Origin of the sequence: Rossellomorea aquimaris (assembly GCF_000935355.1) — a bacterium.
GTDB classification, from domain to species: Bacteria; Bacillota; Bacilli; order Bacillales; family Bacillaceae_B; genus Rossellomorea; species Rossellomorea aquimaris_B.
In genome coordinates this window covers 1,168,562-1,190,656 of the sequence record NZ_JXZC01000001.1, presented here as the reverse complement: position 1 = coordinate 1,190,656, position 22,095 = coordinate 1,168,562, and the positions used below count along the sequence as shown (strand labels likewise).

General features: G+C 41.3%; 26 protein-coding genes. 14 read left to right on the top strand and 12 right to left on the bottom strand.

The annotated features are described in order from the left end of the window. Nucleotides 1-306: 306 nt before the first annotated feature. The 4 genes from TV75_RS05980 to TV75_RS05970 all read right to left on the bottom strand — a co-directional run bounded on the left by TV75_RS05980 (nucleotide 307) and on the right by TV75_RS05970 (nucleotide 3,713). Nucleotides 307-1,659 carry a CoA-disulfide reductase gene (locus TV75_RS05980; RefSeq protein WP_044337712.1) on the bottom strand — a complete coding sequence of 451 codons (1,353 nt, stop codon included), beginning with the start codon at nucleotides 1,657-1,659 and terminating at the stop codon, nucleotides 307-309. A 69-nt stretch (nucleotides 1,660-1,728) separates the two neighbouring features. Further along, complete coding sequence (locus tag TV75_RS05975) at nucleotides 1,729-2,220, bottom strand: YajQ family cyclic di-GMP-binding protein (protein WP_044337711.1); 492 nt, start codon at nucleotides 2,218-2,220, stop codon at nucleotides 1,729-1,731. A gap of 446 nt (nucleotides 2,221-2,666) precedes the next feature. Beyond that, nucleotides 2,667-2,798, bottom strand: coding sequence for a DUF3941 domain-containing protein (locus tag TV75_RS21780; protein ID WP_098441051.1), 132 nt, complete (start codon nucleotides 2,796-2,798; stop codon nucleotides 2,667-2,669). Nucleotides 2,799-2,855: 57 nt separating this feature from the next. Further along, nucleotides 2,856-3,713 carry a DegV family protein gene (locus tag TV75_RS05970; protein ID WP_044337710.1) on the bottom strand — a complete coding sequence of 286 codons (858 nt, stop codon included), beginning with the start codon at nucleotides 3,711-3,713 and terminating at the stop codon, nucleotides 2,856-2,858. Nucleotides 3,714-3,900: 187 nt separating this feature from the next. Between TV75_RS05970 and TV75_RS05965 the strand changes: the two genes are divergently transcribed. Further along, the gene (locus TV75_RS05965; protein ID WP_044337709.1) at nucleotides 3,901-4,755 is read left to right on the top strand and encodes a YitT family protein; all 855 of its coding nucleotides are present in this window, start codon (nucleotides 3,901-3,903) and stop codon (nucleotides 4,753-4,755) included. Between the two features lie 54 nt (nucleotides 4,756-4,809). Beyond that, entirely contained in the window at nucleotides 4,810-5,547 is a 738-nt protein-coding gene (locus TV75_RS21095) for a BsuPI-related putative proteinase inhibitor (protein ID WP_052504433.1), read from the top strand. Between the two features lie 41 nt (nucleotides 5,548-5,588). Here the strand turns inward: TV75_RS21095 and TV75_RS05955 are convergent, their stop codons facing one another. The 3 genes from TV75_RS05955 to TV75_RS05950 form a co-directional block, all read right to left on the bottom strand. After that, entirely contained in the window at nucleotides 5,589-5,780 is a 192-nt protein-coding gene (locus tag TV75_RS05955) for a DUF3813 domain-containing protein (protein WP_044337708.1), read from the bottom strand. After that, nucleotides 5,780-5,929, bottom strand: coding sequence for a hypothetical protein (locus tag TV75_RS22075; RefSeq protein ID WP_172655622.1), 150 nt, complete (start codon nucleotides 5,927-5,929; stop codon nucleotides 5,780-5,782). The genes TV75_RS05955 and TV75_RS22075 overlap by 1 nt, the downstream gene beginning before the upstream one ends. A gap of 115 nt (nucleotides 5,930-6,044) precedes the next feature. Next, nucleotides 6,045-6,860 carry a Cof-type HAD-IIB family hydrolase gene (locus tag TV75_RS05950; protein ID WP_044337707.1) on the bottom strand — a complete coding sequence of 272 codons (816 nt, stop codon included), beginning with the start codon at nucleotides 6,858-6,860 and terminating at the stop codon, nucleotides 6,045-6,047. Nucleotides 6,861-7,050: 190 nt separating this feature from the next. Here TV75_RS05950 and TV75_RS05945 point away from each other — a divergent pair, with 190 nt between their 5' ends. Both TV75_RS05945 and TV75_RS05940 read left to right on the top strand, forming a co-directional pair. Then, a complete protein-coding gene (locus TV75_RS05945; protein ID WP_044337706.1) occupies nucleotides 7,051-7,824 on the top strand; it encodes a prolyl oligopeptidase family serine peptidase in 774 nt (257 codons plus the stop codon). Nucleotides 7,825-7,909: 85 nt separating this feature from the next. Then, a complete protein-coding gene (locus TV75_RS05940) occupies nucleotides 7,910-8,218 on the top strand; it encodes a metal-sulfur cluster assembly factor (RefSeq protein ID WP_044337705.1) in 309 nt (102 codons plus the stop codon). A 64-nt stretch (nucleotides 8,219-8,282) separates the two neighbouring features. Here TV75_RS05940 and TV75_RS05935 read toward each other — a convergent pair whose 3' ends face one another. Both TV75_RS05935 and TV75_RS05930 read right to left on the bottom strand, forming a co-directional pair. Next, nucleotides 8,283-8,975, bottom strand: a complete 693-nt coding sequence (locus tag TV75_RS05935; protein ID WP_052504432.1) for a Crp/Fnr family transcriptional regulator — start codon at nucleotides 8,973-8,975, stop codon at nucleotides 8,283-8,285. Between the two features lie 72 nt (nucleotides 8,976-9,047). Next, nucleotides 9,048-9,857 carry an undecaprenyl-diphosphate phosphatase gene (locus TV75_RS05930; RefSeq protein WP_044337704.1) on the bottom strand — a complete coding sequence of 270 codons (810 nt, stop codon included), beginning with the start codon at nucleotides 9,855-9,857 and terminating at the stop codon, nucleotides 9,048-9,050. A gap of 204 nt (nucleotides 9,858-10,061) precedes the next feature. Here TV75_RS05930 and TV75_RS05925 point away from each other — a divergent pair, with 204 nt between their 5' ends. Next, on the top strand, nucleotides 10,062-10,241 hold the full coding sequence (locus TV75_RS05925; protein WP_044337703.1) for a YjzC family protein: 180 nt from the start codon (nucleotides 10,062-10,064) through the stop codon (nucleotides 10,239-10,241). Nucleotides 10,242-10,401: 160 nt separating this feature from the next. After that, nucleotides 10,402-13,002: an ATP-dependent chaperone ClpB gene (clpB, locus tag TV75_RS05920; RefSeq protein ID WP_044337702.1), complete on the top strand. Its 2,601-nt coding sequence runs from the start codon at nucleotides 10,402-10,404 to the stop codon at nucleotides 13,000-13,002. Between the two features lie 28 nt (nucleotides 13,003-13,030). Here clpB and TV75_RS05915 read toward each other — a convergent pair whose 3' ends face one another. Continuing rightward, entirely contained in the window at nucleotides 13,031-13,213 is a 183-nt protein-coding gene (locus TV75_RS05915; RefSeq protein WP_044337701.1) for a DUF2929 family protein, read from the bottom strand. 269 nt (nucleotides 13,214-13,482) lie between these two features. On the opposite strand from TV75_RS05915, the gene TV75_RS05910 reads away from it, so the two are divergent. From TV75_RS05910 to TV75_RS05895, 4 genes are all read left to right on the top strand, one after another. Next, complete coding sequence (locus tag TV75_RS05910; protein WP_044337700.1) at nucleotides 13,483-14,226, top strand: hypothetical protein; 744 nt, start codon at nucleotides 13,483-13,485, stop codon at nucleotides 14,224-14,226. Then, entirely contained in the window at nucleotides 14,189-14,962 is a 774-nt protein-coding gene (locus TV75_RS05905) for a hypothetical protein (RefSeq protein ID WP_172655621.1), read from the top strand. Before TV75_RS05910 ends, TV75_RS05905 begins: the two co-directional genes overlap by 38 nt. 113 nt (nucleotides 14,963-15,075) lie before the next feature. Then, a complete protein-coding gene (locus TV75_RS05900; protein WP_044337698.1) occupies nucleotides 15,076-16,044 on the top strand; it encodes a BMP family ABC transporter substrate-binding protein in 969 nt (322 codons plus the stop codon). Further along, the gene (locus tag TV75_RS05895) at nucleotides 16,041-16,229 is read left to right on the top strand and encodes a ComZ family protein (RefSeq protein WP_044337697.1); all 189 of its coding nucleotides are present in this window, start codon (nucleotides 16,041-16,043) and stop codon (nucleotides 16,227-16,229) included. Before TV75_RS05900 ends, TV75_RS05895 begins: the two co-directional genes overlap by 4 nt. Before the next feature lie 46 nt (nucleotides 16,230-16,275). On the opposite strand, the gene TV75_RS05890 is transcribed toward TV75_RS05895, so the two are convergent. Then, nucleotides 16,276-16,491 carry a hypothetical protein gene (locus TV75_RS05890; protein WP_044337696.1) on the bottom strand — a complete coding sequence of 72 codons (216 nt, stop codon included), beginning with the start codon at nucleotides 16,489-16,491 and terminating at the stop codon, nucleotides 16,276-16,278. A 204-nt stretch (nucleotides 16,492-16,695) separates the two neighbouring features. On the opposite strand from TV75_RS05890, the gene TV75_RS05885 reads away from it, so the two are divergent. From TV75_RS05885 to TV75_RS05865, 4 genes are all read left to right on the top strand, one after another. After that, a complete protein-coding gene (locus tag TV75_RS05885) occupies nucleotides 16,696-17,628 on the top strand; it encodes a beta-ketoacyl-ACP synthase III (protein WP_044337695.1) in 933 nt (310 codons plus the stop codon). A 44-nt stretch (nucleotides 17,629-17,672) separates the two neighbouring features. After that, a complete protein-coding gene (fabF, locus tag TV75_RS05880) occupies nucleotides 17,673-18,914 on the top strand; it encodes a beta-ketoacyl-ACP synthase II (RefSeq protein WP_044337694.1) in 1,242 nt (413 codons plus the stop codon). A 106-nt stretch (nucleotides 18,915-19,020) separates the two neighbouring features. Further along, nucleotides 19,021-19,785, top strand: a complete 765-nt coding sequence (locus TV75_RS05875; RefSeq protein WP_044337693.1) for a DUF2268 domain-containing protein — start codon at nucleotides 19,021-19,023, stop codon at nucleotides 19,783-19,785. Nucleotides 19,786-20,225: 440 nt separating this feature from the next. Next, nucleotides 20,226-20,975 (top strand): YjbA family protein, encoded by a 750-nt coding sequence (locus TV75_RS05865; protein WP_044337692.1) that lies wholly within the window; start codon nucleotides 20,226-20,228, stop codon nucleotides 20,973-20,975. Nucleotides 20,976-21,096: 121 nt separating this feature from the next. Here TV75_RS05865 and trpS read toward each other — a convergent pair whose 3' ends face one another. Beyond that, entirely contained in the window at nucleotides 21,097-22,095 is a 999-nt protein-coding gene (gene trpS / locus TV75_RS05860; protein WP_044337691.1) for a tryptophan--tRNA ligase, read from the bottom strand.

Here is a 22,095-nt window from a genome sequence, read left to right as displayed (position 1 = left end):
TAGATTCATTAAATTTTTGGTCAAATTGACGTGTGATGCAGTAATTTCGTTTGGGGTGAAGACATTTGATGAGTGATGGAGCCCTGATTGAGGGGAATTTAGCCGCTTTATAGGGGGATCCGCCCAAAATCGGAGAAAATCCAGCCGTTATTGAGGAGAATCCGGTCGAAATCGGAGAAAATCCAGCCGTTATTCAGGAAAATCCAGCCGAAATCGCAAAAAATCCAGCCGTTTAACAGATTTATCCATCATCAAGGAGCATACTCACAAAAAAACAGGCCCCTCGCCAGAGAAGCCTGCCTGTCATTATTTTTCTTCCATCAACCCGGCACCCTTATACCCAATCATATTCAACAGCCCTTTAGGAGAAGAGAAGGGTGGGGCATAGCAGGTTTCGATTTCCTGGAGGTCGGTAATGGTCAGGCCTCCGTAAATGGCAGTGGCCAGAACGTCGATTTGCTTGTCTACCCCTTCGCCGCCCACTACATTACCTCCAAATATCTTTCCCGTGTCAGGGCAAAAATGGACTCTAACATACACATCATGAGCACCGGGATAGTAGCCCGCATGTGACTTTCCTTCATGCACGGTTGTTTTGTACGAATAACCCTTTTCATTTAATTCCTTCTCGCCTAATCCGGTAGATGCAATGGAAAGGTCAAAGACTTTTGCAATAGCTGTTCCAAGCATCCCCTTGAAAGGTACAGGGCTTCCGGAAAGGTGTCTTGCGATGATGTAGGCTTGTCGATGGGCAGGCCATGCGAGAGGGACCTGCTTTGGGGTCCCGTCAATAAAATCGATGGACTCCACCACATCTCCGACTGCATAAATGGAGGTGTCGTCTGTTTGCATAAATTCATTACTGACGACACCGCCTGACTCTCCAGTAGATAACCCGGCCTCCTTAGCAAGAAGGTTATTAGGCTTCACACCTACCGAAAGAAGAATGAAGTCAGACTGGAACGTCTCTCCGCTATCCAGTTTCAGGGTGCACTCCGGCAGTACTTCTTTCAATCCATCCTTTGTATACAAATTCACACCTTGATCTTTGATATGCTGTTGCAGTTTGATGGCGGTCTCTTCATCGATTACGCTGATCACATGATCCGATCTTTCCACAAGATTGACTTGCATCCCTAAGTGAGTGAAGTTCTCCGACATTTCAACCCCTATGTATCCACCTCCGATGATGGTACAGTTTTTTGGCTTTGAGGTTTCAACGAATTGTTTGATCCTGTCCATGTCTTCAACTGTTCTGAGATGAAAAGCCGGAATTTGATTCAGTCCAGGAATATCAGGGATAAAAGGGGAAGCCCCTGTGGCGAGCACAAGGTAATCGTATGTTTCTTCGTAATCCTGGTTTTTATCATGGTCTCTCACAAGTAAAGATTTTTTATCCCGATCAATTTTCAGCGCCTCATGATGCATGCGGACATCAATGTTTTTTTTCGTATGTAATTTTTCAGGCGTGGCTGCAAAAAGGCTTTCACGGTCCTTAATGACATCCCCTAAGTAATAAGGCATTCCGCAAGCCCCATAGGAAAGATAGGATGTCTTTTCAAGTAGAATGATCTCTATTTCACTATCCAGTTTTCTGATTTGGGATGCAGTGGTGGCACCCCCGCCTACTGCCCCTATGATGATGACTTTTCTCTTCATGTTTTTCCTCCTAAATGAAAGAAGTCTGATGGATATATTGTACCCATCAGACTTCTTTGAAAAACCGAATTAACGGAAGTTTACGTACTGTACATCAATTGAAAGGTCTGCTTCACGGATCGCAGCGATGATTTTTTGAAGATCATCCTTGCTTTTTCCAGTGACCCGTACTTGATCATCCTGAACCTGGCTCTTCACCTTAACGCCGGAGTTCTTGATGATGGTGTTAATTTTTTTTGCATTTTCTTTATCGATTCCTTGCACGAGTTTTGCACGCTGACGAACCGTTCCACCGGAAGCTCCTTCAAGCTTGCTGTAATCAAGATTCTTAACAGGGACATTACGTTTGATGAGTTTGCTGAGGAGCACATCCTTTAACTGATTCATTTTGAATTCATCATCAGAAACGAGGACGATTTCCTCTCCATCTAATTTAATGTCACTCTTACTTCCTTTAAAGTCATATCGGGTTTGAACTTCCTTCAACGCAATTTGGATCGCATTGCTCACTTCAGACATATCCACTTTCGACACAATATCAAATGAACTTTCCTTCGCCATATGTAACCCCTCCATAGTATTTTCTCTTTTCATTATAGACAAGCTTTGAAGGTGCATACAACTTCTAAGAAAGGAATGGGGGAGTTTTTTTGAAAATGGATCGATAAAATGTAAATGTTGGGATTCGATAATAAAAGGAGGGAAGTCGATAATATATTTTGAAAGTCGATAATATAGCTGGAGAAGTCGATAATATATTCTGAAAGTCGATAATATAAGTGAAGAAGTCGATAATATATCTGAAAAACTCGACCCCAACATGAAAATACATCATGACTCGTGAACATCAAGGAACCGATTTTATCGATAAAACACCTATTTAAGCCCATTTTTATCTTTTCTCGCAATAATGAGGAGTTTCAGCCTCCTCTATAAAAAAAAGCACCAGCTCTATCAAGAACTAGTACTTTTTCCTATTCGAGAGCAGGTGACTGCCCCGCAATCCCTTATAAATGATCCGTCTTCTTAGAATACTGATTCTTCCCGGCTTTACGGTTCACTTCTTTGATTTTATTCTTTTCCTGGCGCAGGGCGTTGTTATCCCTGGCCTTTTTTTCGTTATCAGATGTATGTGGCATAGTGATTCTCCCTTCGAGTATGATCTTCTCTCATAGTATGAGGAAGAGGAAGGGAGTTTATGAGTGTTCATTTAAGAAAAATATGGCCAGGGTGCCTGTGCCTGTATGAGAACCTATGGCACATCCAATAATACTGATATATACAGCTTTCGGTGAAAATCTTTCTTTAATGAGTTTTTCCATTTCAAGGGCAAGGTCTTCGTCATCGCCATGACTGATTGCGATGACCTGGTTGGAGAGATCTTCACCACGTTCTTCCATTAAGTCAAGAATTCGTTTTAGAAGTTTCTTCTTTCCACGCAATTTTTCAATCGGTACGAGCTTACCGTCTTCAACATGAAGAAGAGGCTTGATGTTTAACAGTCCGCCAAGAAAAGCTGATGCCTTTGAAACTCTACCGCCTTTGGCAAGGTATTCAAGGTCTTCTACGGTAAATAGGTGTTCCATATGCTCTGAGTGGTATCTGGAGGCTTCGATGATCTCTTCTTTGCTTCCTCCGTCCTGAAGAAGTTCAGCTGCCTTCATGACGACTAAGCCGTAGCCCAGGGAAGCACACTTTGAATCGATGATGGTCAAATCAAGGGAAGGGTGATCTTCTTTCACCTGATCACGTATCATGACAGCGGTTTGATACGTCCCTGACAATTGTGAGGAAAACGCAATGTAAATACCGGGTTGATTCGCTTCTGCAAGCTCTGTGAACTTCTTCAGGAAAAGATCCGGTGATACTTGAGACGTTTTGGGCATGTGGCCTTCCCTTATTTTGTTGAATACGGTTTTCGGCTCGATGGTGAACAAGTCCTCATAATCTTGACCATCAATATGTACTTTCAGTGGCAGCAGCTCTATGTTGTGTTGGTTAAAATATGCAGCAGGAAGGTCGCTTGCACTATCAGCAAATAATTTTACTGTCATCCTAATCATCCTTTGACTATACTATTTAGCTTTAGTCTAGCTATTTTTCATGAAAATGACAATCTATAGAGCATGAATTCAAGGTAAAAAGTATCATTGTTCTCTTAAAGGGTGAATATCAGGGGGAGTTTAGGTAAGATGAATTGTGGAACATAGAAAATAACAACTAGATGTGGGAGGTCTGTCAATGTCGAGAGATCATGTACAGTTAGAAGCGAAGAAGTTTTTCGTAGTGTTAGTAGGGGCCGTGCTTGGTGCCATTGCAATGAATTTTTTCTTGATACCTGCAAATGTTTATGCCAGTGGTTTTACAGGATTGGCTCAGTTAATATCCAGTTTATTGAAAGAATTTGCACCATTCAATATTTCAACGGGTATTTTATTATTCATCTTAAATATTCCTGTGACGATTCTCGGGTGGCTTAAGGTTGGCCGTTCCTTTACAGTGTATAGTTTCATTTCCGTATCACTGACGTCCTTATTCCTGGAAGTGATCCCTGTGATTAAATTATCCCCTGATATCCTCCTGAACGCCGTTTTTGGCGGGGTCATTGCCGCGGTGGGAGTTGGAATCACGTTGAAATGGGGTGCATCCACGGGAGGTATGGACATTATCGCCATGATTCTTTCCAGAATGAAAGATAAGCCAGTAGGAACCTATTTCTTCCTTATGAATGCGGTCATTATTACGTCTGCTGGATTTCTTTATGGATGGGAGAAAGCGTTATACACGTTGGTGACGTTGTATGCTTCAACGCGTGTCATTGATGCCATCCATACTCGACATGAGAAGCTGACAGCGATGATTGTAACAAAGAAATCCAATGAATTAAGAGAAGCCATCCATTCTAAGCTTGTCAGGGGAATTACGACCCTGCCTGCTAAAGGAGCATTTTCCGGTGAAGACAAGGAAATGCTGATCATCGTCATATCACGTTATGAATTGTATGAACTTGAACGTACCATTAAAGACGTAGATCCTGATGCATTTACCAATATCGTGCAAACGACAGGGATATTCGGATTCTTTAGAAAAGATTAGATTCTGGAATTTAACAAATACTAGAGGTGAACCTAGATAGAAAGGGGTATCACCTTGAAGGCAGTTGTTTATATACTTATTAGTTCTTTGATGCTCTTTTGTTTACCTTCTTCCATGAAGGCTGAGAAAACACCGCTGACCTTTACTGTAACAGCTTTTCCTGGAGAGGAAGGGTCAGAGATCCAGCTTCTTCTTTATAATAATAGTGAAGGGGATAAGAACATCACCTTTAACACGAGTCAAATGTTTGACTTTACAATCAAAAATAATGCGGGAAAAGTGGTTTACCATTACAGTCAGGGGAAATCATTCCTTCAAGCGCTTCAAACCATTTCATTGAAAAAGGGTGAAACGAAGATTTGGAAAGAAATTTGGGATTACAAGCAGGAAGGAAAACGTGTCCCAGAAGGAAGATATACGATTGAAGCCTGGTTGATGGGGGAGGACATTAGTGGATTTGATCATCCTTTGCGGGCTGAGTATTCATTCACAGTTCCTAAAGAAAACCAGTCTTTCAGGGCAGTAAAGGTACGAGAGGTGAAAGGACGGTTTACCATCCAGGGACAGGCGCGGGTGTCTGATGGGAGTTTTTATTACTATGTGGAGGATGGTCATAGAGTTCTTCTTAAAGAAACCTTATTCAAGGTTAATAAAGAATCGCCTAACTGGACCGATTTTACCATCATACTCCCCGAGTTGACAGGTAGTACAGACAAGTTCTTCCTAAGTCTTTATGAAAGGGATAATGAAGATGGGAAAATTCTGCACCGATACGTCATATCCATTCCATAAAAAAACAGGGTTGTCCATAAGGGGCAACCCTGTTTTTAGCTTTATGACAGGCGGTTTAACTCATCTTGAAGAGCGTGAAGCTGCTTTTGCTCTTCAACATTTGAGTTAGCGTAAGCAGATGACAACGCGTTTTTCGCTTTATCAATGGACATTTGAGCGTTTTCTCCCGTACTGCATGCTTGTTGGGCAGAATGAACCGCGTTACGGGCCTGTTGGAATAATGGATTACTCATTATTCCATTCCCCCTGGCCGTTCGCCATGTGAAGCAAGCTTTTTAGCTTCTGCTTCAGCATACGTCAGATGGTACGGAATACGTTCATCATGTTTTGTTACTGCGATTTTACCTTGTTGTACAAATCGTTTCGATTTATTTCTACCCATCACTACCACCCCTTTTTCAAGTTGGAACGCATATTGCGTTCTCTTTTAGTATGGCTATCCAAGGTGAGAGAATACGATGAAAAGATATACCCTCATCTTCCATAAATTTATTGGTTTAGAGGTCAAAACGTTTCTGAAGGTAGCGGCCGATACCGTCTTCTTCGTTTGATAATGTGATCTCATTCGCTATATCTTTGAGTGGGTCAATGGCATTTCCCATGGCAACGCCAGTTCCGGCATAATCAAGCATTTCGAGATCGTTATCTTCATCCCCGAATGCAATTATCCGTTCCCGGGGTATATTCAATGATGAAGCCACACGTTCAATACCGACCGCTTTGTTTAATCCTGATTTAACGATCTCAATGATGTGCCATGGGGCAGCCCAACGGCGATGGTCAATCAATTCTGCATGAACATCATCTAAATGTGCACGTATCTCAGGTACATCTTCTTCTTCTGCGTGAATGAGCATGGAAGTGGGATGATCAGATAGTACACTGCGGATATCCCCAGTTGAAATGGAAGGGTTGCCCATCATGAATACGTCAATGATCTTCTCATCATGGTAATGCAGATATACATCATCCATCACTTCGGCAACAATGTTACGGAATTTAAATTCGTCACATGCATCAATGATTTGTTTGGCCACCTTTACATCCATCGGCTCATGAAACATCCCCCACGAATCATCTGTGGGATGATGCACGAATGCACCGTTGAAGTTTACGATGGGAGTTGTCAGCTTTAATTGTTGATAATACAATTCACTGGCACGATAAGGCCTGCCTGTTGCAATCATAACTTCGTGCCCTTTATGGCGAGCTTTTTTTAATATTTCGCTGGTTTTTGCTGAAATTTTCTTCTCATCTGTTAAAAGTGTTCCGTCTAAATCCAGAACAATCAAGTGTTTTTCTTGTGAATGCATGAATACAAATCCCCAATCTTATTGGTATTAAGGCAATTTCTAGTGTAGCGTTAGACATTGAAAGTTGTCCACTGCCGCTACAAATAATTTAATAAATGTTTACAAACACTTTCGATTTAAATATTATACATACTACCAAATCTAGGATATCATAGTAAAGTGAAATGCAGTCAGGAGGGAGAGAATACACATGATCTTAGTTGATAAATCGACCATTCAAACCATTCCATTTCTTCATCTCGTGAAGGAAGAGGATGTAAATAAGCCAATACCCGTATGCTTTTTTATTCACGGATTTACTAGTGCGAAAGAACATAATTTACATTATGCCTATTATCTGGCTGAAAAGGGATTTAGAGTCATCCTTCCCGATTGTTTAGAGCACGGAGAACGATCTACAGGCAAATCAGAGCATCAATTAGGAGAAGTCTTCTGGAAAATCGTCTTACAGACGATCCATGAATTATCGATTCTTAAAGATCAGTTTGAAGAAAAAGGATTGCTCGTTCCAAATGGGATCGGGGTTGCAGGGACCTCTATGGGTGGAATTGTCACACTTGGAGCCTTAACTCAATATGAGTGGATCTCATCTGCTGTCTCGTTAATGGGGAATCCTACATATGTGAAATTTGCTCAAGCCCAGTTAGCTCAAGTCGAATCGTTAGGTTATGAACTGCCATTCAGCGAAGAAGAAATAGAAAATATGTTAAATGAACTCGCTCACTACGATTTAAGTCTTCAGCCTGAGAAACTTGATGGCAGACCCCTTATGTTCTGGCACGGAAAACGGGACAAGGTCGTACCGTTTAATCTGACACAAGAGTTCTACCAGAGCATCCTGCCTTATTATGAATCACAGGAAGACAACCTGTTATTTATAGAAGACGAAAAAGCCGATCATAAAGTATCGAGAGAAGGCGTGATCAAGTTGGTAGAGTGGTTCGAGAAGCATTTATCAGCCTAACCTTTTGTTTTATACACGTTAATTTGTTAAGATGAGTAGTGAAATTAGATAAGAAACAAGCTTGGATAAAGGAAGGAGTGTAAGAATGGATCAGGATCTTAAAGATAATTTGATGGGTGCCCTTGAACAGGTTGTTGACCCTGAATTAGGAATAGACATTGTTAATTTAGGTCTGGTATATGATGTGGATTTAGATGAAGAAGGTAAAGCAACGGTCACCATGACCCTTACGTCAATGGGGTGCCCTCTCGCTGGCACCATTGTCGATCAAGTCAAAACAGCTCTAAGTGACATTCCGGAGGTCAAAGAAACAGAAGTAGACATCGTCTGGAATCCACCATGGAGCAAAGACAACATGTCCCGTTATGCGAAGATTGCATTGGGAATCAGATAATACCGATATGTAAAAAATCCCCCTGAGGCACGGTTTGCTTCAGGGGGATTTTTTGTTGAAAGGTTTAATCAATCCGACAAATCGAAACAGGACAATTCTCACAATCGATTTCTTCCTTAAGATAGTTCAAATCAAGAATCGTGATATATCCTTTTTCCGACAAAAGTACGTTTTCTTTTTTTAATTCACTCAGCAGCCGATTAACGACTTCCCTGGATGAACCACAGAAATTGGCGAGTTCCTGGTTAGTTAACGGGAAATCGATCAGGATGCCCTTTTCAACTTTTTTTCCGTAACTGTTGGACATACGGATCAGAGTTGAGTAAAGTGCACCTTTTTTTCCATGAAGTATAAGATCACGAAATTTCGTTTGGTTTTGTTGATTTTGAATTTGGATCCATTTTAGCCATTGGATGGTCAAGTCACCGTTGTTGGTAAGCTTTTCTTCAAAGACCTCTTTTGGTAACGCATAAATCTCCGTATTCTCAAGCATTTTTGCACTGAGCATGTAGTATGCATCTTTACTGAATAACGTTAATTCACCGATCACATCATGACTTGAACAGATCCGTAAAGACAATTCACGTCCGTCAGGGATCACTTTGCTGATTTGGACACGACCGCTTTTAATTAAATATAACTCGTGAGCAGGCTTTCCCTCTTGAAACAGGAATGATCCTTTTTTGAAATTTTTCACCGTGTTTTTCTCGAAAAATAGTTGTTTAATTTCGAAAGGAAGTTCTGGAATTTCACTCATGAGATCACGTCATTTCTATCATAATGTCTTATATTTAAAGCTTACCAAAGGAATCAGACAGATAGAAGGGATTTAAGCGAAAATTAATACAGCAGCACCGACAACGGCACAATAAATGGCGAAATATTTCAGGTTTCCTTTAGCCATGATATTCATGAACCACTTTAATGAGAAGTAGGAAGCAATAAGTGATGCAATGAACGCAACTAAGTAAGGGATGGCCATTGAAGCGAGGTTCGGATCCTCAATAAGATCGCTTATTCCGAATACCATCACCCCTACACTTACAGGAATATAGAGGAGGAAAGAGAAACGTAACGCCGTTTCAGCCTTCATTCCACTAGCCATTGCAGCTACGATGGTTGCACCTGAACGGCTGATTCCAGGAATCAGGGCTACTGCCTGGGCAAGACCGATGATGATGGCGTCTTTAACATTTAGGTCACCATCATTTTTTCTTCCTCGAAGGTTGCGGATCAGCCATAGGGCAATACCTGTAATAATAAGTGTAATTCCTACTGTGATGACAGATGTTAAATGTTCCTCAATCACGTCACCGAATAATACACCAATCACCCCGGCAGGGATTGTACCAATCAATAAATAAACAATGAAATGAAAATCACGTTTCGTTTCAGGTGTTTTATGTTTGAAATAGCCTAAGCCATTCACGATCAGGCGCATGATATCTTCACGGTAAATAATCAGTACAGCCACTAGTGAAGCCGTATTAACCAGGATTTCAAATGTAAGGGTAGCATCCTTGATTCCAAGAAAATGCTGGGCCAATAGTAAGTGCCCACTGGATGAAATCGGGATTGGTTCAGTAAACCCCTGAAAAATCCCTAAAAATAAGTATTTCATAATCAGATAAAAATCCATTGTGTATCCTCCAAGCTTTTTTTCTCCACAGTTTTTAATTTAACACCATAAAGGGAAAGACTGTAAAGACTTTTTCCAAATGTTAACCGAACCGTAACTTGTTTATCATATAAAGCATTCTGATATCCTTCATCTGGCATGCATGAATGGCCGGCCTTGTAGAAAAATAGTAAGGAAGCATCGCTTCGAAAAGGAGGGGTAAGAATGGGACAGTCACGACAATTCAAAGCTGGGGAAAAAGCACCTAATAATGGAGAGTATATAGAAATTGGTGAAACAGGTAGCATGGTGAAAAATCCGCAAAAACTACGCTTAAAAGCGGGAGACCGATTTCCTGAAAACTCCAACCATAATCGTCTTTGGACGTATATGAGAAAACCTTAACCCCATAAGGAACAAGGATGTCGCGTCGACAGCTCACTATTTAATAAGAATGGTGACGCCAATCGGAGGCACTCCCTGTTCCTTTTTCTTTTCCTTTTTTATTGAAAGGGATATAATAGCTACAAAGGTCAATAAAGGTCAAAATGTGAGGTGAAGCACGATGAAATTTGATAATATGACTCACAGCATTCAAGAAGGATTGGTTTCAGCAGGAGAGGCAGCCAAAGAAAAATTACATACAGATATCACCCTGCTTCATTTGTGGAAATCCCTCCTTGGATCAGATGACAGTTTTCTTAGCACGATCTATGTTCGTGCAGGGGTAGACGTAGTCGGCCTAAGAGAATGGATTGATGACAAATTAAACGATATCCCTGCTGTGGAGGGGGAAGGGCTCCAGTATGGACAGTTTTTTTCAAGAGATATCCATCAGCTCATGCAAGATAGTGATGCCTTAAAGATTAAATGGGAAGATGACTATATCTCGGTGGAACATCTTGCCCTTGGGTTATTCAACCAAAAGAACCACCCGATTACGACATATTTAACAAAACATAATCTAACAGAAAAACAATTAAAGGACATTATTGAAACGATCAGAGGAGGGAGCAAGGTGAACACACAGAACCCTGAAGTAAAATATGAAGCGTTGAAAAAGTATGGGAGGGATCTTGTTGCGGATGTAAAGTCGGGAAGGATTGACCCAGTCATAGGCAGGGACAGTGAAATCCGTCACGTGATCCGAATCCTTTCCCGTAAAACGAAAAATAATCCTGTTCTTATAGGGGAGCCTGGAGTCGGGAAAACTGCGATCGTTGAAGGACTCGCACAGCGGATTGTCAGAAAAGATGTCCCGGAAGGCTTGAAGGATAAAACCATCTTCGAATTGGATATGAGCTCTTTGGTTGCAGGGGCCAAGTTCAGGGGCGAGTTTGAAGAACGATTAAAGGCGGTATTGCAGGAAGTGAGAAAGAGTGAGGGGCGGATTCTTCTTTTTATCGATGAACTTCATACGATTGTGGGCGCAGGGAAGACAGAAGGAGCAATGGATGCGGGTAATATCTTAAAGCCGATGCTTGCGAGGGGAGAACTGCATTGTATAGGTGCGACGACCCTCAATGAATACCGTAAGTACATTGAAAAGGACCCGGCTTTGGAAAGGCGATTTCAACAAGTGCTCGTGCAGGAGCCCAATGTTGAAGATACTATATCTATTTTAAGGGGCTTGAAGGAGCGTTTTGAAATTCATCATGGTGTCAACATCCATGACCGGGCCATTGTGGCAGCTTCCAAGCTATCTGACCGCTACATTTCTGACCGCTTCCTGCCGGACAAAGCCATTGATTTAATCGATGAGGCCTGTGCAATGATCCGTACAGAAATTGACTCTATGCCATCAGAATTGGATGAAGTCACACGTAAAGTGATGCAGCTTGAAATTGAAGAAGCAGCTCTAAATAAGGAAAAGGATCCGTCAAGCCTTGAACGACTCGATCGAATCCGTGAAGATTTAAGTAATCTGAAAGAAAAAGCAACCTTGATGAAGTTAAAATGGGAGCAAGAGAAAGAGAGCATCGGGATTGTTCAGGAGAAACGGGAAGAACTGGAGAAGCTCAGGCGAATGCTTGAAGAAGCAGAAAGTGATTATGATCTGAATAAAGCTGCCGAGCTCCGTCACGGCAGAATTCCCGCTATGGAAAAAGAGCTTGTTGCTGTTGAGCAAGAAATGATGAAAGAACAGGAAGGGCGCCTGCTGCGGGAAGAAGTGACGGAAGATGAAGTGGCAAATATTGTAGCAAGATGGACAGGGATACCGGTCACTAAGCTAGTAGAAGGCGAACGAGAGAAGCTTTTGAAGCTCGATCGTATTCTTCATGAACGGGTGATCGGGCAGGACGAGGCTGTGCAATTGGTGAGTGATGCGGTTATTCGTGCGAGAGCAGGTATTAAGGATCCGAACCGTCCGATTGGTTCATTCATTTTCTTAGGTCCTACTGGGGTAGGTAAGACGGAGCTTGCGAAGACACTTGCTCATACTTTGTTTGATAGTGAGGAACAGATGATCCGGATTGATATGTCTGAATATATGGAAAAGCATGCAGTTTCACGCTTGATCGGAGCACCTCCGGGATATGTGGGATATGAAGAAGGAGGCCAGCTGACAGAAGCAATCAGGAGGAAACCCTATTCGGTCATTCTGCTGGATGAAATTGAAAAAGCACATCCAGAAGTATTCAATATTCTTCTGCAAATGCTCGACGATGGGCGGATAACCGATTCTCAAGGAAGGACGGTTGATTGTAAAAATACAGTCATCATTATGACCTCGAACATTGGATCTTCTCATCTATTGGAACGGAACAAGGGAGAAGAAGAAATCGATAAAGAAACAAAGAACCTGGTAATGAGTCAGCTGCGTTCCTCTTTCAGACCGGAGTTCCTTAACAGGGTTGACGACATTATTCTCTTTAAACCACTGAGCATTCAAAATATAAAAGGGATAATCGATAAGCTGATAGAAGATTTGCAAAATCGGGTGGAAGAACAACATATCTCACTGTCTCTGACTGAAAGTGCAAAAGAATTCATTGCAAAGTCAGCGTACGATCCGATTTACGGAGCACGCCCTCTGAAAAGGTACTTGCAGAGAGAAGTTGAAACCAAACTGGCAAGAGAATTGATTGCCGGAAATATTAGAACGAACGCCACTATCACCATTGAGGCAGGGGAAGATGGCTTATCGATCAATCAGGATAACTAAAAAAAGCAGCCGGATCTGGCTGCTTTTTTTAGTGCTTTTCGACTGGCTCGTTTGGAAGAACAAGCGTGATGATGAATACTAATACCGTAACACAAACCGATAATATTAATCCTGTTTCAAAGTGAAACGCAGTTCCATTCATTGAACTTACAACGTAAGTTAACATTTCAGTAAGAGCAAATGCCCAGAAAAACATCCAGAAAAATCTCACGCCAAGTCACCTCATTCCTATGTAATCAACTAAATTATTAGCATTTTGTAACCAATTTCAATCTTTTTTATCTTACCACAGCTTCAGGAATTAATAAATGACTAATCTGTGAAATGTAACCCTTATCATCCTTCCATACCGGTCATGCTTAATCAAGGGGAGAACTGACTAAATTTGCAAATATAAGGGATTTCTTGGGCTTTCTCCCTGACCAATGACTTCTCCTTACATAAACTATAATGACTTACTATGTAAAAGGAGAAATTCTAATGTATCAGCGATTGTTTCAATTAGAGCAAGAGTGGTGCATGATTCATTATCCTGAACGCCCAAATGGATTCGCTGTAATGGTTATAGGGGATTCCCACCACTATGTAGATGATAAGAGCAGCTTTTGGGTACAGCATGAGGCGCGCTACAAGTGGATTCAAGAGCTGACCGCCAAAGGATATATTGTTTATTATAGTAATCTTTATGGTGCGAATTGGGGTAGCAATCAAGCCGTGCAATTAGCAAAGCGACTTTATCAACATGTTAAACGATCTGAAATCATTAATGGGAAGATTCATATATTGGCCGAAGGAATGGGAGCGTTGGTGTTAAAAAACCTCTACCCTAAAATGGAACAAGATATTAGGAGTGCTGTTATGCTCGCACCCTGTGTGTCACTATATGATCATTTAGAACAAGAGAAGGAACAGAAATTCTTTTATAAAAAGATAATTAAAGAACTCGCGCACACGTTTCGGTTGAAGGAGGAGGACTGCGAAGCCTTCATCAGTCAACAATCAAAGGATTATGAAGTATTTAAAAACATCTCGATTCCACTTTATATTGTTCAGTCAGCGACTCTTAATCGTTATAAAAATCAATTCACTCTCATAAAAGATATATATACAGAGCGTTTAGAAAAAGGAACATCAACGGATTTGTTCTTTGTACTTCCTGAAAAGCGTGCTTCTCTCGGAGGGAAATTTGCCTCGTATTTTTCTTTACATGAGAAAGAGTTATAACAAATACATTGGAGTGATTGACTTGAATCATGCATTCGTTTTTGCAGCTCAACAGTTTTTAGGATTTGAACTATGTGATGCCCTTCTTGAGAATGGGTGGACCGTAACGGCAATTGATGAAAACAAAGAAATGAAGGATAAGTGGTTGGAAATTGGAAGGAACTCAAACATTCAATATGTTCCTTATGAAGATTGGGATAAGGAAATACAATCTGGATGCAGCGTGTTCCTTCCATACTATGATCAGTTAAGAGAGAACAAAGTGGATTACTTGCCAGAAGTAGAAGGACTGATTTCAAAATTTGAACAACCTCTCATGATCATCAGAATTTATCCCAATAGGGCGATAAATCAGAACCATAAAGAAGGAACGGTATTTTACCTTCCAACTTTATACGGAATTCACCAACCGAATGACTTTCTGTTCGCTCGATTGTTGACTGGAGAAGATGATGACTGCAATTACATTGATGATCCAAGTGGAGCCATCTATGTGAAGGACGCAGCCCGTTCCATTATAAATCATTCATCCAAGAAAGAAGTCTATACGGTGAAAGCTCTCTCAAGTCAAAGCTGGAATGAAGCCTTATCTTACTTGACGAAGAAGTCTTATTCTCCCCCACGCATGAATGCTGAATCAGATGGTAAAGAGCTTATTGTAAAGCCGTCAAAGTCTCATGACAGGATATTGAAGGAACAATTAAGAGGAATCACTTTGCATGAAATTCAGGAATAATAAAATTTTTTCTTTCCTTGTGGATAGGGATGAGGGTAAAATAAATATGATGTAATAATTTCCTATTGATACTTTTTATAGATGCTGCACGGGCTTTAAAGGAGTTGCTGCAAATGAGTAAGAAATTTTATACCATTTTCTTGATTGTATTCCTCATTGGAATAAGTGGTTGTTCAGCAGGAAGAAGCGCTGAAATAGAAAAAGTCGGCTTACTGGTTCCGGAAACCGTAGACGATGGGGTATGGGGAACAAAAGGATACAAAGGATTACTAAAGATTCAATCCGATTATAATGCAGACGTCTTCTATAAAGAGAGTATAAAAAATGATGCATCAATTAAACAAGCGGTAAAAGCATATAATGATGATAAAGTTACTTTAGTTTTTGGACATGGAAGTGAATATTCCGGGATATTTAACACCCTTTCCAGTGAGTATCCCAACATGCACTTTGTAAGCTTTAATGGAAACGCCACTGAGGAGAACACAACCAGTCTTCAATTTAAAGGCTATGCAATGGGCTTCTTCGGGGGCATGACGGCAGCCTTTCAATCTAAAACGAATAAAATTGGTGTAATTGCTGCTTTTGACTGGCAGCCCGAAGTTCAAGGTTTTATCGATGGAGCGAAATTCCAAAAAAGTGAATCTGAGCTCATTGTCGAGTATACCAATCACTGGGACGATCAAACTATTGCTTTTGAAAAGCTCGAGGGTTTAATGAATCAGGGAGTTGATGTTGTTTATCCGGCAGGTGACGGCTATAATGTATCTGTAATCGAAAAGCTGAAGGAAAAGGGACTTTATGCCATTGGCTATGTATCTGATCAATCTGATTTAGGAGAATCCACGGTTTTAACGAGTACGGTGCAGCATGCAGATAAGCTGTATAGCATCGTTGCGGAAAGGTTCGCAAATGATGAACTCGATTCAGGAAACCTTGAATTTGATTTTGAAGACGGAGTCATTTCTATGGGGAAATATAGTCCTGTCATTCCAAAAGAATTTCAAGCTGAGATGAAGCAACATGTTAAAGCCTACATCGAAACAGGTAAATTGCCGAACGGAAAGGAATCGAAACAATGAATCAAGACAAAACGATGGAATTTATGCAGATTGCCATGAAGTACTTCCCACAAGCAAAAGAGCAGCTTGATCAAGCGGGTGTTGAGTTCTCTCCTGAGATGCTGCAACCATTTATGACCCTGTTTACACAAGTCATGAGTGAAGCCTATGAACTAGGCAAACAGGATGCCTTACATAACGAGTAAGTGTATAGAAAAAACGGCTCATTGACCTTATCAATGAGCCGTTTTTTTATTTTATATTCCATTGCTTTAATAATGGGCTGACTTTCTTATAGAGCGGTTTCAATTCATCTATGGAATTCATAATGGAATGAACGCCATCGAGCAATGATCCTCCTTCATTGCTTCCCTCACGTTTTTCCTGAGAAGGAGAAGCTTCTTTTTTATGAGTCCTTCCTCCGAACATCATCTGATCAAATGGATGCAGCTTTTTTTCTTCAGACATATTCTCACCCCCTCTGCCTACTACATAAACTATGAGGAAAAGGGTTGTCCGAGTATGGTCAAACGTGTAGAAGAGAGGAAGAAGTAAAAAATAATTGCAGAAAGTAGAAATCTTCGATAAAATTAGTACCAAGTCTTAATATTTGATAATAAACCAAAGTATAAGAGAGAAAACATAAAAAAATAGAAAGTAGGGAATGCCAGTATGAATACAGGAATTATTGGAATTGGGCGTTACCTTCCCGAGAAAGTCGTAACTAATGCAGACCTTGAGAAAATGGTGGATACATCAGACGAATGGATCCGTACAAGAACAGGCATTGAAGAGAGAAGAATAGCAGATAATGAAACAGACACATCAGACATGGCTTATGAAGCTGCAAAAACGGCAATCGAGGATGCAGCTATTTCTGCAGAAGAAATTGATCTGATCCTGGTGGCTACGGTCACACCTGATCAGCCATTCCCATCTGTGGCCTGCTTGCTTCAGGAAAGATTAGGAGCAAAGAAAGCGGCTGCGATGGATCTAAGTGCTGCATGTGCCGGATTTATGTATGGTATGATCACGGCAAAGCAGTTTATCGACAATGGTGCATATAAGCATGTACTCGTTGTAGGAGTTGAAAAGTTATCCAAAATCACAGATTGGGATGACCGTAATACCGCTGTCCTATTTGGAGACGCAGCAGGCGCAGCGGTCCTTGGGCCAGTTCCAGATGATAAAGGAATACTTGCCTTTGAATTAGGTGCAGACGGATCGGGTGCAAAACATTTGTACCAGGAAGAGAATATCATCATGAACGGACGCGAAGTATTTAAATTTGCCGTTCGTCAAATGGGCGAATCGAGCGTAAATGTAATTGAAAAAGCAGGATTAAAGAAAGAAGATGTTGATTTCTTAATTCCTCATCAAGCCAATATCCGCATCATGGAAGCAGCAAGGCAACGATTGGAACTGCCGGTAGAGAAGATGTCTAAAACCGTAAATAAATACGGCAATACTTCAGCAGCTTCTATCCCGGTTTCACTAGTAGAAGATTTGGAAGCTGGAAGAGTGAAAGAAAATGATGTGGTCGTCATGGTAGGATTCGGTGGCGGTTTAACCTGGGGCGCTATTATCATGCGCTGGGGCAAATAAATAGAACTCCCTTCTATAACTTGCAGACAAAGGAGATGGAATAAATGAACAAGAAACGCGTAGTTGTAACAGGATTAGGAAGCGTTACCCCGTTAGGAAATGACGTCGAGTCAACGTGGGCAAATATTTTAGCAGGTAAAACAGGGGTTGGGCCGTTAACACGCTTAAATGCCGATGAATACCCTGCGAAAGTGGCAGCAGAGTTAAAAGATTTCAATATCGAGGATTTCGGTATCGAACGAAAAGAAGCGAGAAAAATGGATCGCTTCACTCATTATGCGATTGCAGCCTCGTTAATGGCTGTCAAGGACTCGAAGCTTGACATCACAGACGAAAACGCTCACCGCGTCGGCGTATGGATTGGTTCAGGAATTGGTGGGATGGAGACATTCGAACAGCAGTATGAAACCTTCCAAAAACGTGGATACCGCAGAGTAAGCCCATTTTTCGTTCCTATGATCATTCCTGATATGGCGGCTGGACAAGTTTCCATCATGCTAGGGGCTAAAGGCTTTAATTCTTGTACTGTAACGGCATGTGCGACAGGAACCAACTCCATTGGAGATGCATTCAAAGTCATCCAGCGTGGAGACGCGGATGTCATGGTGTCAGGTGGGGCAGAGGCACCAATCACGAAGATGTCTGTAGCCGGCTTCTGTGCAAACACAGCCCTTTCTACCAATACAGATCCTGAAAAAGCTTCAAGACCATTTGATGCAAACCGTGACGGATTCGTTATGGGAGAAGGAGCAGGTGTCGTTGTCCTGGAAGAGCTTGAGCATGCGCTGAAACGAGGAGCACCCATCTATGCTGAAATCGTAGGCTATGGTTGTACTGGTGATGCGTATCATATTACCGCTCCTGCACCAGCGGGAGAAGGTGGAGCAAGAGCAATGAAAATGGCTCTGGAAGACGGTGGAATCCTTCCCGAGCAAATGGATTACATTAATGCTCACGGAACCAGCACACCTTACAATGACAAATACGAAACAATGGCGGTAAAAGAAGTATTTGGGGAGCATGCCTATAAATTAGCCATGAGCTCAACGAAATCCATGACGGGTCATCTTCTGGGAGCAGCAGGAGGAGTAGAAGCGATTTTCACAGTACTCGCTATGAAAGACAGCGTGTTGCCTCCAACAATCAATATCGAAACACCAGATCCGGATTGTGATCTTGATTATGTAGCGAACGAAGCAAGAAAACAGGAAGTGAATGTGGCGATGAGTAACTCATTAGGTTTCGGTGGGCATAATGCTACGATCGTCTTTAAAAAATATCAATAACTAAAAAAGAGAACGAGCCTGCTAATGCGTTAGCAGGCTCGTTTTTTGTTGTGAATCCTCTTTCCTTTACATATACATGATAAAAAGTCGGGAAAGAGGGATGAAGGTGACTGTTGCTCCCACTAATGAATGGCTTAAGGATTCCATTCATGAACCTTTAGAGCTTTTAAAGAAAACGATAAACGGAAGAGAAGATCAAAAGTCGTTTTATCAATACCTCATGAAGCATGGCATGTATAAATCATCACCTCAGGCTGAGGATATTTATGTGAAAATGAAAGAACGCAAAATATGGGAGCGTTTTTCCCTTTATGAAAAGAAGTATAAACATAAATGGAATGGCCCGAACGTGCCGATCTATCTATTCCCTGTACAGGAAAAAAGAGGCATGTTCCAATCGTCAATGAAAAAGTCAGGTGTATGCTTTAAAGACGAGATTTTCTTTTTTGTAACAGATCAAGAAGATACGAAAGAACACGAAGCTCTATTTGTTCACGAATACCATCACTGTGTCAGAATGAAACTCTTAAACAAAAAAGACACCCAATACACCCTGTTAGATTCCATCATTTTTGAGGGGCTGGCAGAGTTTGCTGTCGGAGAGTATTGTGGGGAAAAGTACATGGCTTCCTGGACAAAGGCTTATGAGAAAAAAAAGATGTCACTGTATTTTGAGAAGTGGATTAAGCCTAATTTGGATGTAAAACGAAGCAGTCCCCTTCACGATCACCTACTTCTTGGTCAAAGGTCTTATCCCAATATGCTGGGTTACGCTGCCGGCTATTACCTGGTACAAAATTATATTAAGGAAAAGAATGGTTCTACCATTACTCTGATAGGAAAACCTTCAGCCACTTTCTTACTTCAGTAAAATGGGGATCGGCCATTCATCTTCTGATTTCTGTGCTGGCGATGAAATTAAGCTCTTTATATCGTCATATCTTCCATTTGCACTCATAGACTATAGTAAGAATGGACGAGCTAAATCTCTAAATGCGAGGATAGAGGCGGAAGGTATGGTGTTTCGAATGTTTATATTATTTATTGGGTTTGGACTGGCTGTTTCGGGTGGTGTAAGTTTAATCATCTATTTAAACCTTCTCACTACGGGAATGACCTTTACAGACTATATTCTCTTCGTATCCACCCGAGTCGAATGCTACTTATTTCTCTTAGGGATTCTCATTATAACGATCTCAATCTATATTCCGCGAAGGAAAAATAACCACTATCTATAAAATAGGAATAAATTTACACCGATTTGCCTATACTGATTGACAAATAAGATTGTAGCAAAGCGAGGGGTCAATCATGTTATATCTTCATGATGTATGGGTAAATTGGTTCGAAGGCGAAGAAAATGGCTACAATGTCTGTCATTTTCACGAGTGGAGAAAAGAGGACGTTATTGAGTTATTGGATCAAGTTCCTCTCATTAAAGTGGACACTGTTTTGTTTCATTACATCGAGAATGATTTATCAGAGTTACCTCAACAACTGCTCAATAATGTCTATCAAAAAGCATACTTGCGAAAAAACCATGAACGAATTCAATTGGATTATTGCTTCATTGTCACGGATGGGACAGGAATACTTGCCGTGGATACCATTGGGTATACCGTTCCAATAAGAAAGAGCAGACTCATTCCAAGACAGGAACAGCTTGTCTATGAAATGGTTGAAAGTCATGAAACGATGCACTACGCCATTCAGCCTGAAGGAAAGAAAGAGGATTCATACCACATTCTTTCACCGAGTCCTTATATGATGAGTGGTCTGACAAGAAAAGAAAGACAGTTGAAGCAATTATTATTTATGGCGCTGGATCAGCTCCACAGCTCAAATAACACGGCAGAAATACGTTACTGGTACACGGAATGGGCTCCGCAGCGATATCGGACCATTCAAGAGATGGACTTTGAAGAAATTTGGCAAATGTTATACGAAGAAACACAGTATGGCTGGTCGGACAAGCATCTGACTCTCTGCGAGAACTTAATTAAGGGACAACCCTTCTTTGAAAAACTATGGGAAGTGGAAAATCGTCCTAAGGTAAATTAGTAGGTAAACGAAAACCTTGAGTCTATAATGGGCTTGAGGTTTTTTGTTTGGTGGGGGATAAGGGGTGACCATGAATGGAAATAAAAAAGCCAAGAGCCTGATCAGGCTCTTGGTACCATCACTATTTTCTTTTTCTCTCTTTACGCCCGAGTCCCATGGCCTTTTCCATCTTCTTGAGCATTTTGTTTGCAGCAAAGTTAGCCTTTTCAGCTCCGCGGTCAAGGATGTCATCTAACTCTTCTGAATCAATCAATTCATAGTAGCGGTCCTGTACCGGCTTAATGGCACTGATTACTACTTGAGCCAAGTCAGATTTGAAATCTCCATAGCCCTTACCTTCATACTTTTGTTCAAGTTCTTCTATAGAGCTGCCTTCAAGTATCGAATAGATAGAAAGAAGGTTTGATACTCCTGGTTTGTTTTCTTTATCGTATTTCACGATTCCATCTGAATCCGTCACAGCACTTTTGATTTTCTTTTCGATCAGCTTCGGATCATCAAGGAGCGTGATAAATGATTTCTGATTTGCATCGGACTTACTCATTTTCTTCAGTGGATCTTGTAGGGACATGACACGTGCGCCCACTTTAGGAATCCGGACTTCCGGAACCGTAAAGATATTATTGTATTTGTTATTGAAACGCTCAGCAAGATTTCTCGTTAATTCCAGATGCTGCTTCTGATCTTCTCCCACAGGAACTAAGTCGGTACCATAGAGCAGGATATCAGCCGCCATTAATGGCGGGTAAGTTAATAAACCTGCAGAAACTGCTTCTTTACCATGTGATTTATCTTTGAATTGTGTCATTCTTTCAAGCTCACCAATATATGTCACACACTGCAGGATCCACCCTGCCTGTGCATGGGCCGGAACCTCCGATTGAATGAATAGCGTTGATTTATCCGGGTCGATGCCACAAGCAATATAGAGTGCTGCGAGACTGCGGATGTTCTTGCGAAGCTCCATTTTATCTTGTGCCACCGTAATCGCATGCTGATCCACTACACAGAAATAACAATTGTATTCTTCCTGCAGCTCAGTGAACTGCTTCATTGCCCCGATGTAATTACCAAGCGTAATCGTACCACTCGGTTGAATCCCACTAAAGATTTTCTTCAT

What these genes read in the sequence shown, in the direction of transcription:
- TV75_RS05980 (WP_044337712.1), bottom strand. Translation starts at nt 1,659, where the DNA reads ATGAAGAGAAAAGTCATCATCATAGGGGCAGTAGGCGGGGGTGCCACC.
- TV75_RS05975 (WP_044337711.1), bottom strand. Translation starts at nt 2,220, where the DNA reads ATGGCGAAGGAAAGTTCATTTGATATTGTGTCGAAAGTGGATATGTCT.
- TV75_RS21780 (WP_098441051.1), bottom strand. Translation starts at nt 2,798, where the DNA reads ATGCCACATACATCTGATAACGAAAAAAAGGCCAGGGATAACAACGCC.
- TV75_RS05970 (WP_044337710.1), bottom strand. Translation starts at nt 3,713, where the DNA reads ATGACAGTAAAATTATTTGCTGATAGTGCAAGCGACCTTCCTGCTGCA.
- TV75_RS05965 (WP_044337709.1), top strand. Translation starts at nt 3,901, where the DNA reads ATGTCGAGAGATCATGTACAGTTAGAAGCGAAGAAGTTTTTCGTAGTG.
- TV75_RS05955 (WP_044337708.1), bottom strand. Translation starts at nt 5,780, where the DNA reads ATGAGTAATCCATTATTCCAACAGGCCCGTAACGCGGTTCATTCTGCC.
- TV75_RS22075 (WP_172655622.1), bottom strand. Translation starts at nt 5,929, where the DNA reads ATGGGTAGAAATAAATCGAAACGATTTGTACAACAAGGTAAAATCGCA.
- TV75_RS05950 (WP_044337707.1), bottom strand. Translation starts at nt 6,860, where the DNA reads ATGCATTCACAAGAAAAACACTTGATTGTTCTGGATTTAGACGGAACA.
- TV75_RS05945 (WP_044337706.1), top strand. Translation starts at nt 7,051, where the DNA reads ATGATCTTAGTTGATAAATCGACCATTCAAACCATTCCATTTCTTCAT.
- TV75_RS05940 (WP_044337705.1), top strand. Translation starts at nt 7,910, where the DNA reads ATGGATCAGGATCTTAAAGATAATTTGATGGGTGCCCTTGAACAGGTT.
- TV75_RS05935 (WP_052504432.1), bottom strand. Translation starts at nt 8,975, where the DNA reads ATGAGTGAAATTCCAGAACTTCCTTTCGAAATTAAACAACTATTTTTC.
- TV75_RS05930 (WP_044337704.1), bottom strand. Translation starts at nt 9,857, where the DNA reads ATGGATTTTTATCTGATTATGAAATACTTATTTTTAGGGATTTTTCAG.
- TV75_RS05925 (WP_044337703.1), top strand. Translation starts at nt 10,062, where the DNA reads ATGGGACAGTCACGACAATTCAAAGCTGGGGAAAAAGCACCTAATAAT.
- clpB (WP_044337702.1), top strand. Translation starts at nt 10,402, where the DNA reads ATGAAATTTGATAATATGACTCACAGCATTCAAGAAGGATTGGTTTCA.
- TV75_RS05910 (WP_044337700.1), top strand. Translation starts at nt 13,483, where the DNA reads ATGTATCAGCGATTGTTTCAATTAGAGCAAGAGTGGTGCATGATTCAT.
- TV75_RS05900 (WP_044337698.1), top strand. Translation starts at nt 15,076, where the DNA reads ATGAGTAAGAAATTTTATACCATTTTCTTGATTGTATTCCTCATTGGA.
- TV75_RS05895 (WP_044337697.1), top strand. Translation starts at nt 16,041, where the DNA reads ATGAATCAAGACAAAACGATGGAATTTATGCAGATTGCCATGAAGTAC.
- TV75_RS05890 (WP_044337696.1), bottom strand. Translation starts at nt 16,491, where the DNA reads ATGTCTGAAGAAAAAAAGCTGCATCCATTTGATCAGATGATGTTCGGA.
- TV75_RS05885 (WP_044337695.1), top strand. Translation starts at nt 16,696, where the DNA reads ATGAATACAGGAATTATTGGAATTGGGCGTTACCTTCCCGAGAAAGTC.
- fabF (WP_044337694.1), top strand. Translation starts at nt 17,673, where the DNA reads ATGAACAAGAAACGCGTAGTTGTAACAGGATTAGGAAGCGTTACCCCG.
- TV75_RS05865 (WP_044337692.1), top strand. Translation starts at nt 20,226, where the DNA reads ATGTTATATCTTCATGATGTATGGGTAAATTGGTTCGAAGGCGAAGAA.
- trpS (WP_044337691.1), bottom strand. Translation starts at nt 22,095, where the DNA reads ATGAAGAAAATCTTTAGTGGGATTCAACCGAGTGGTACGATTACGCTT.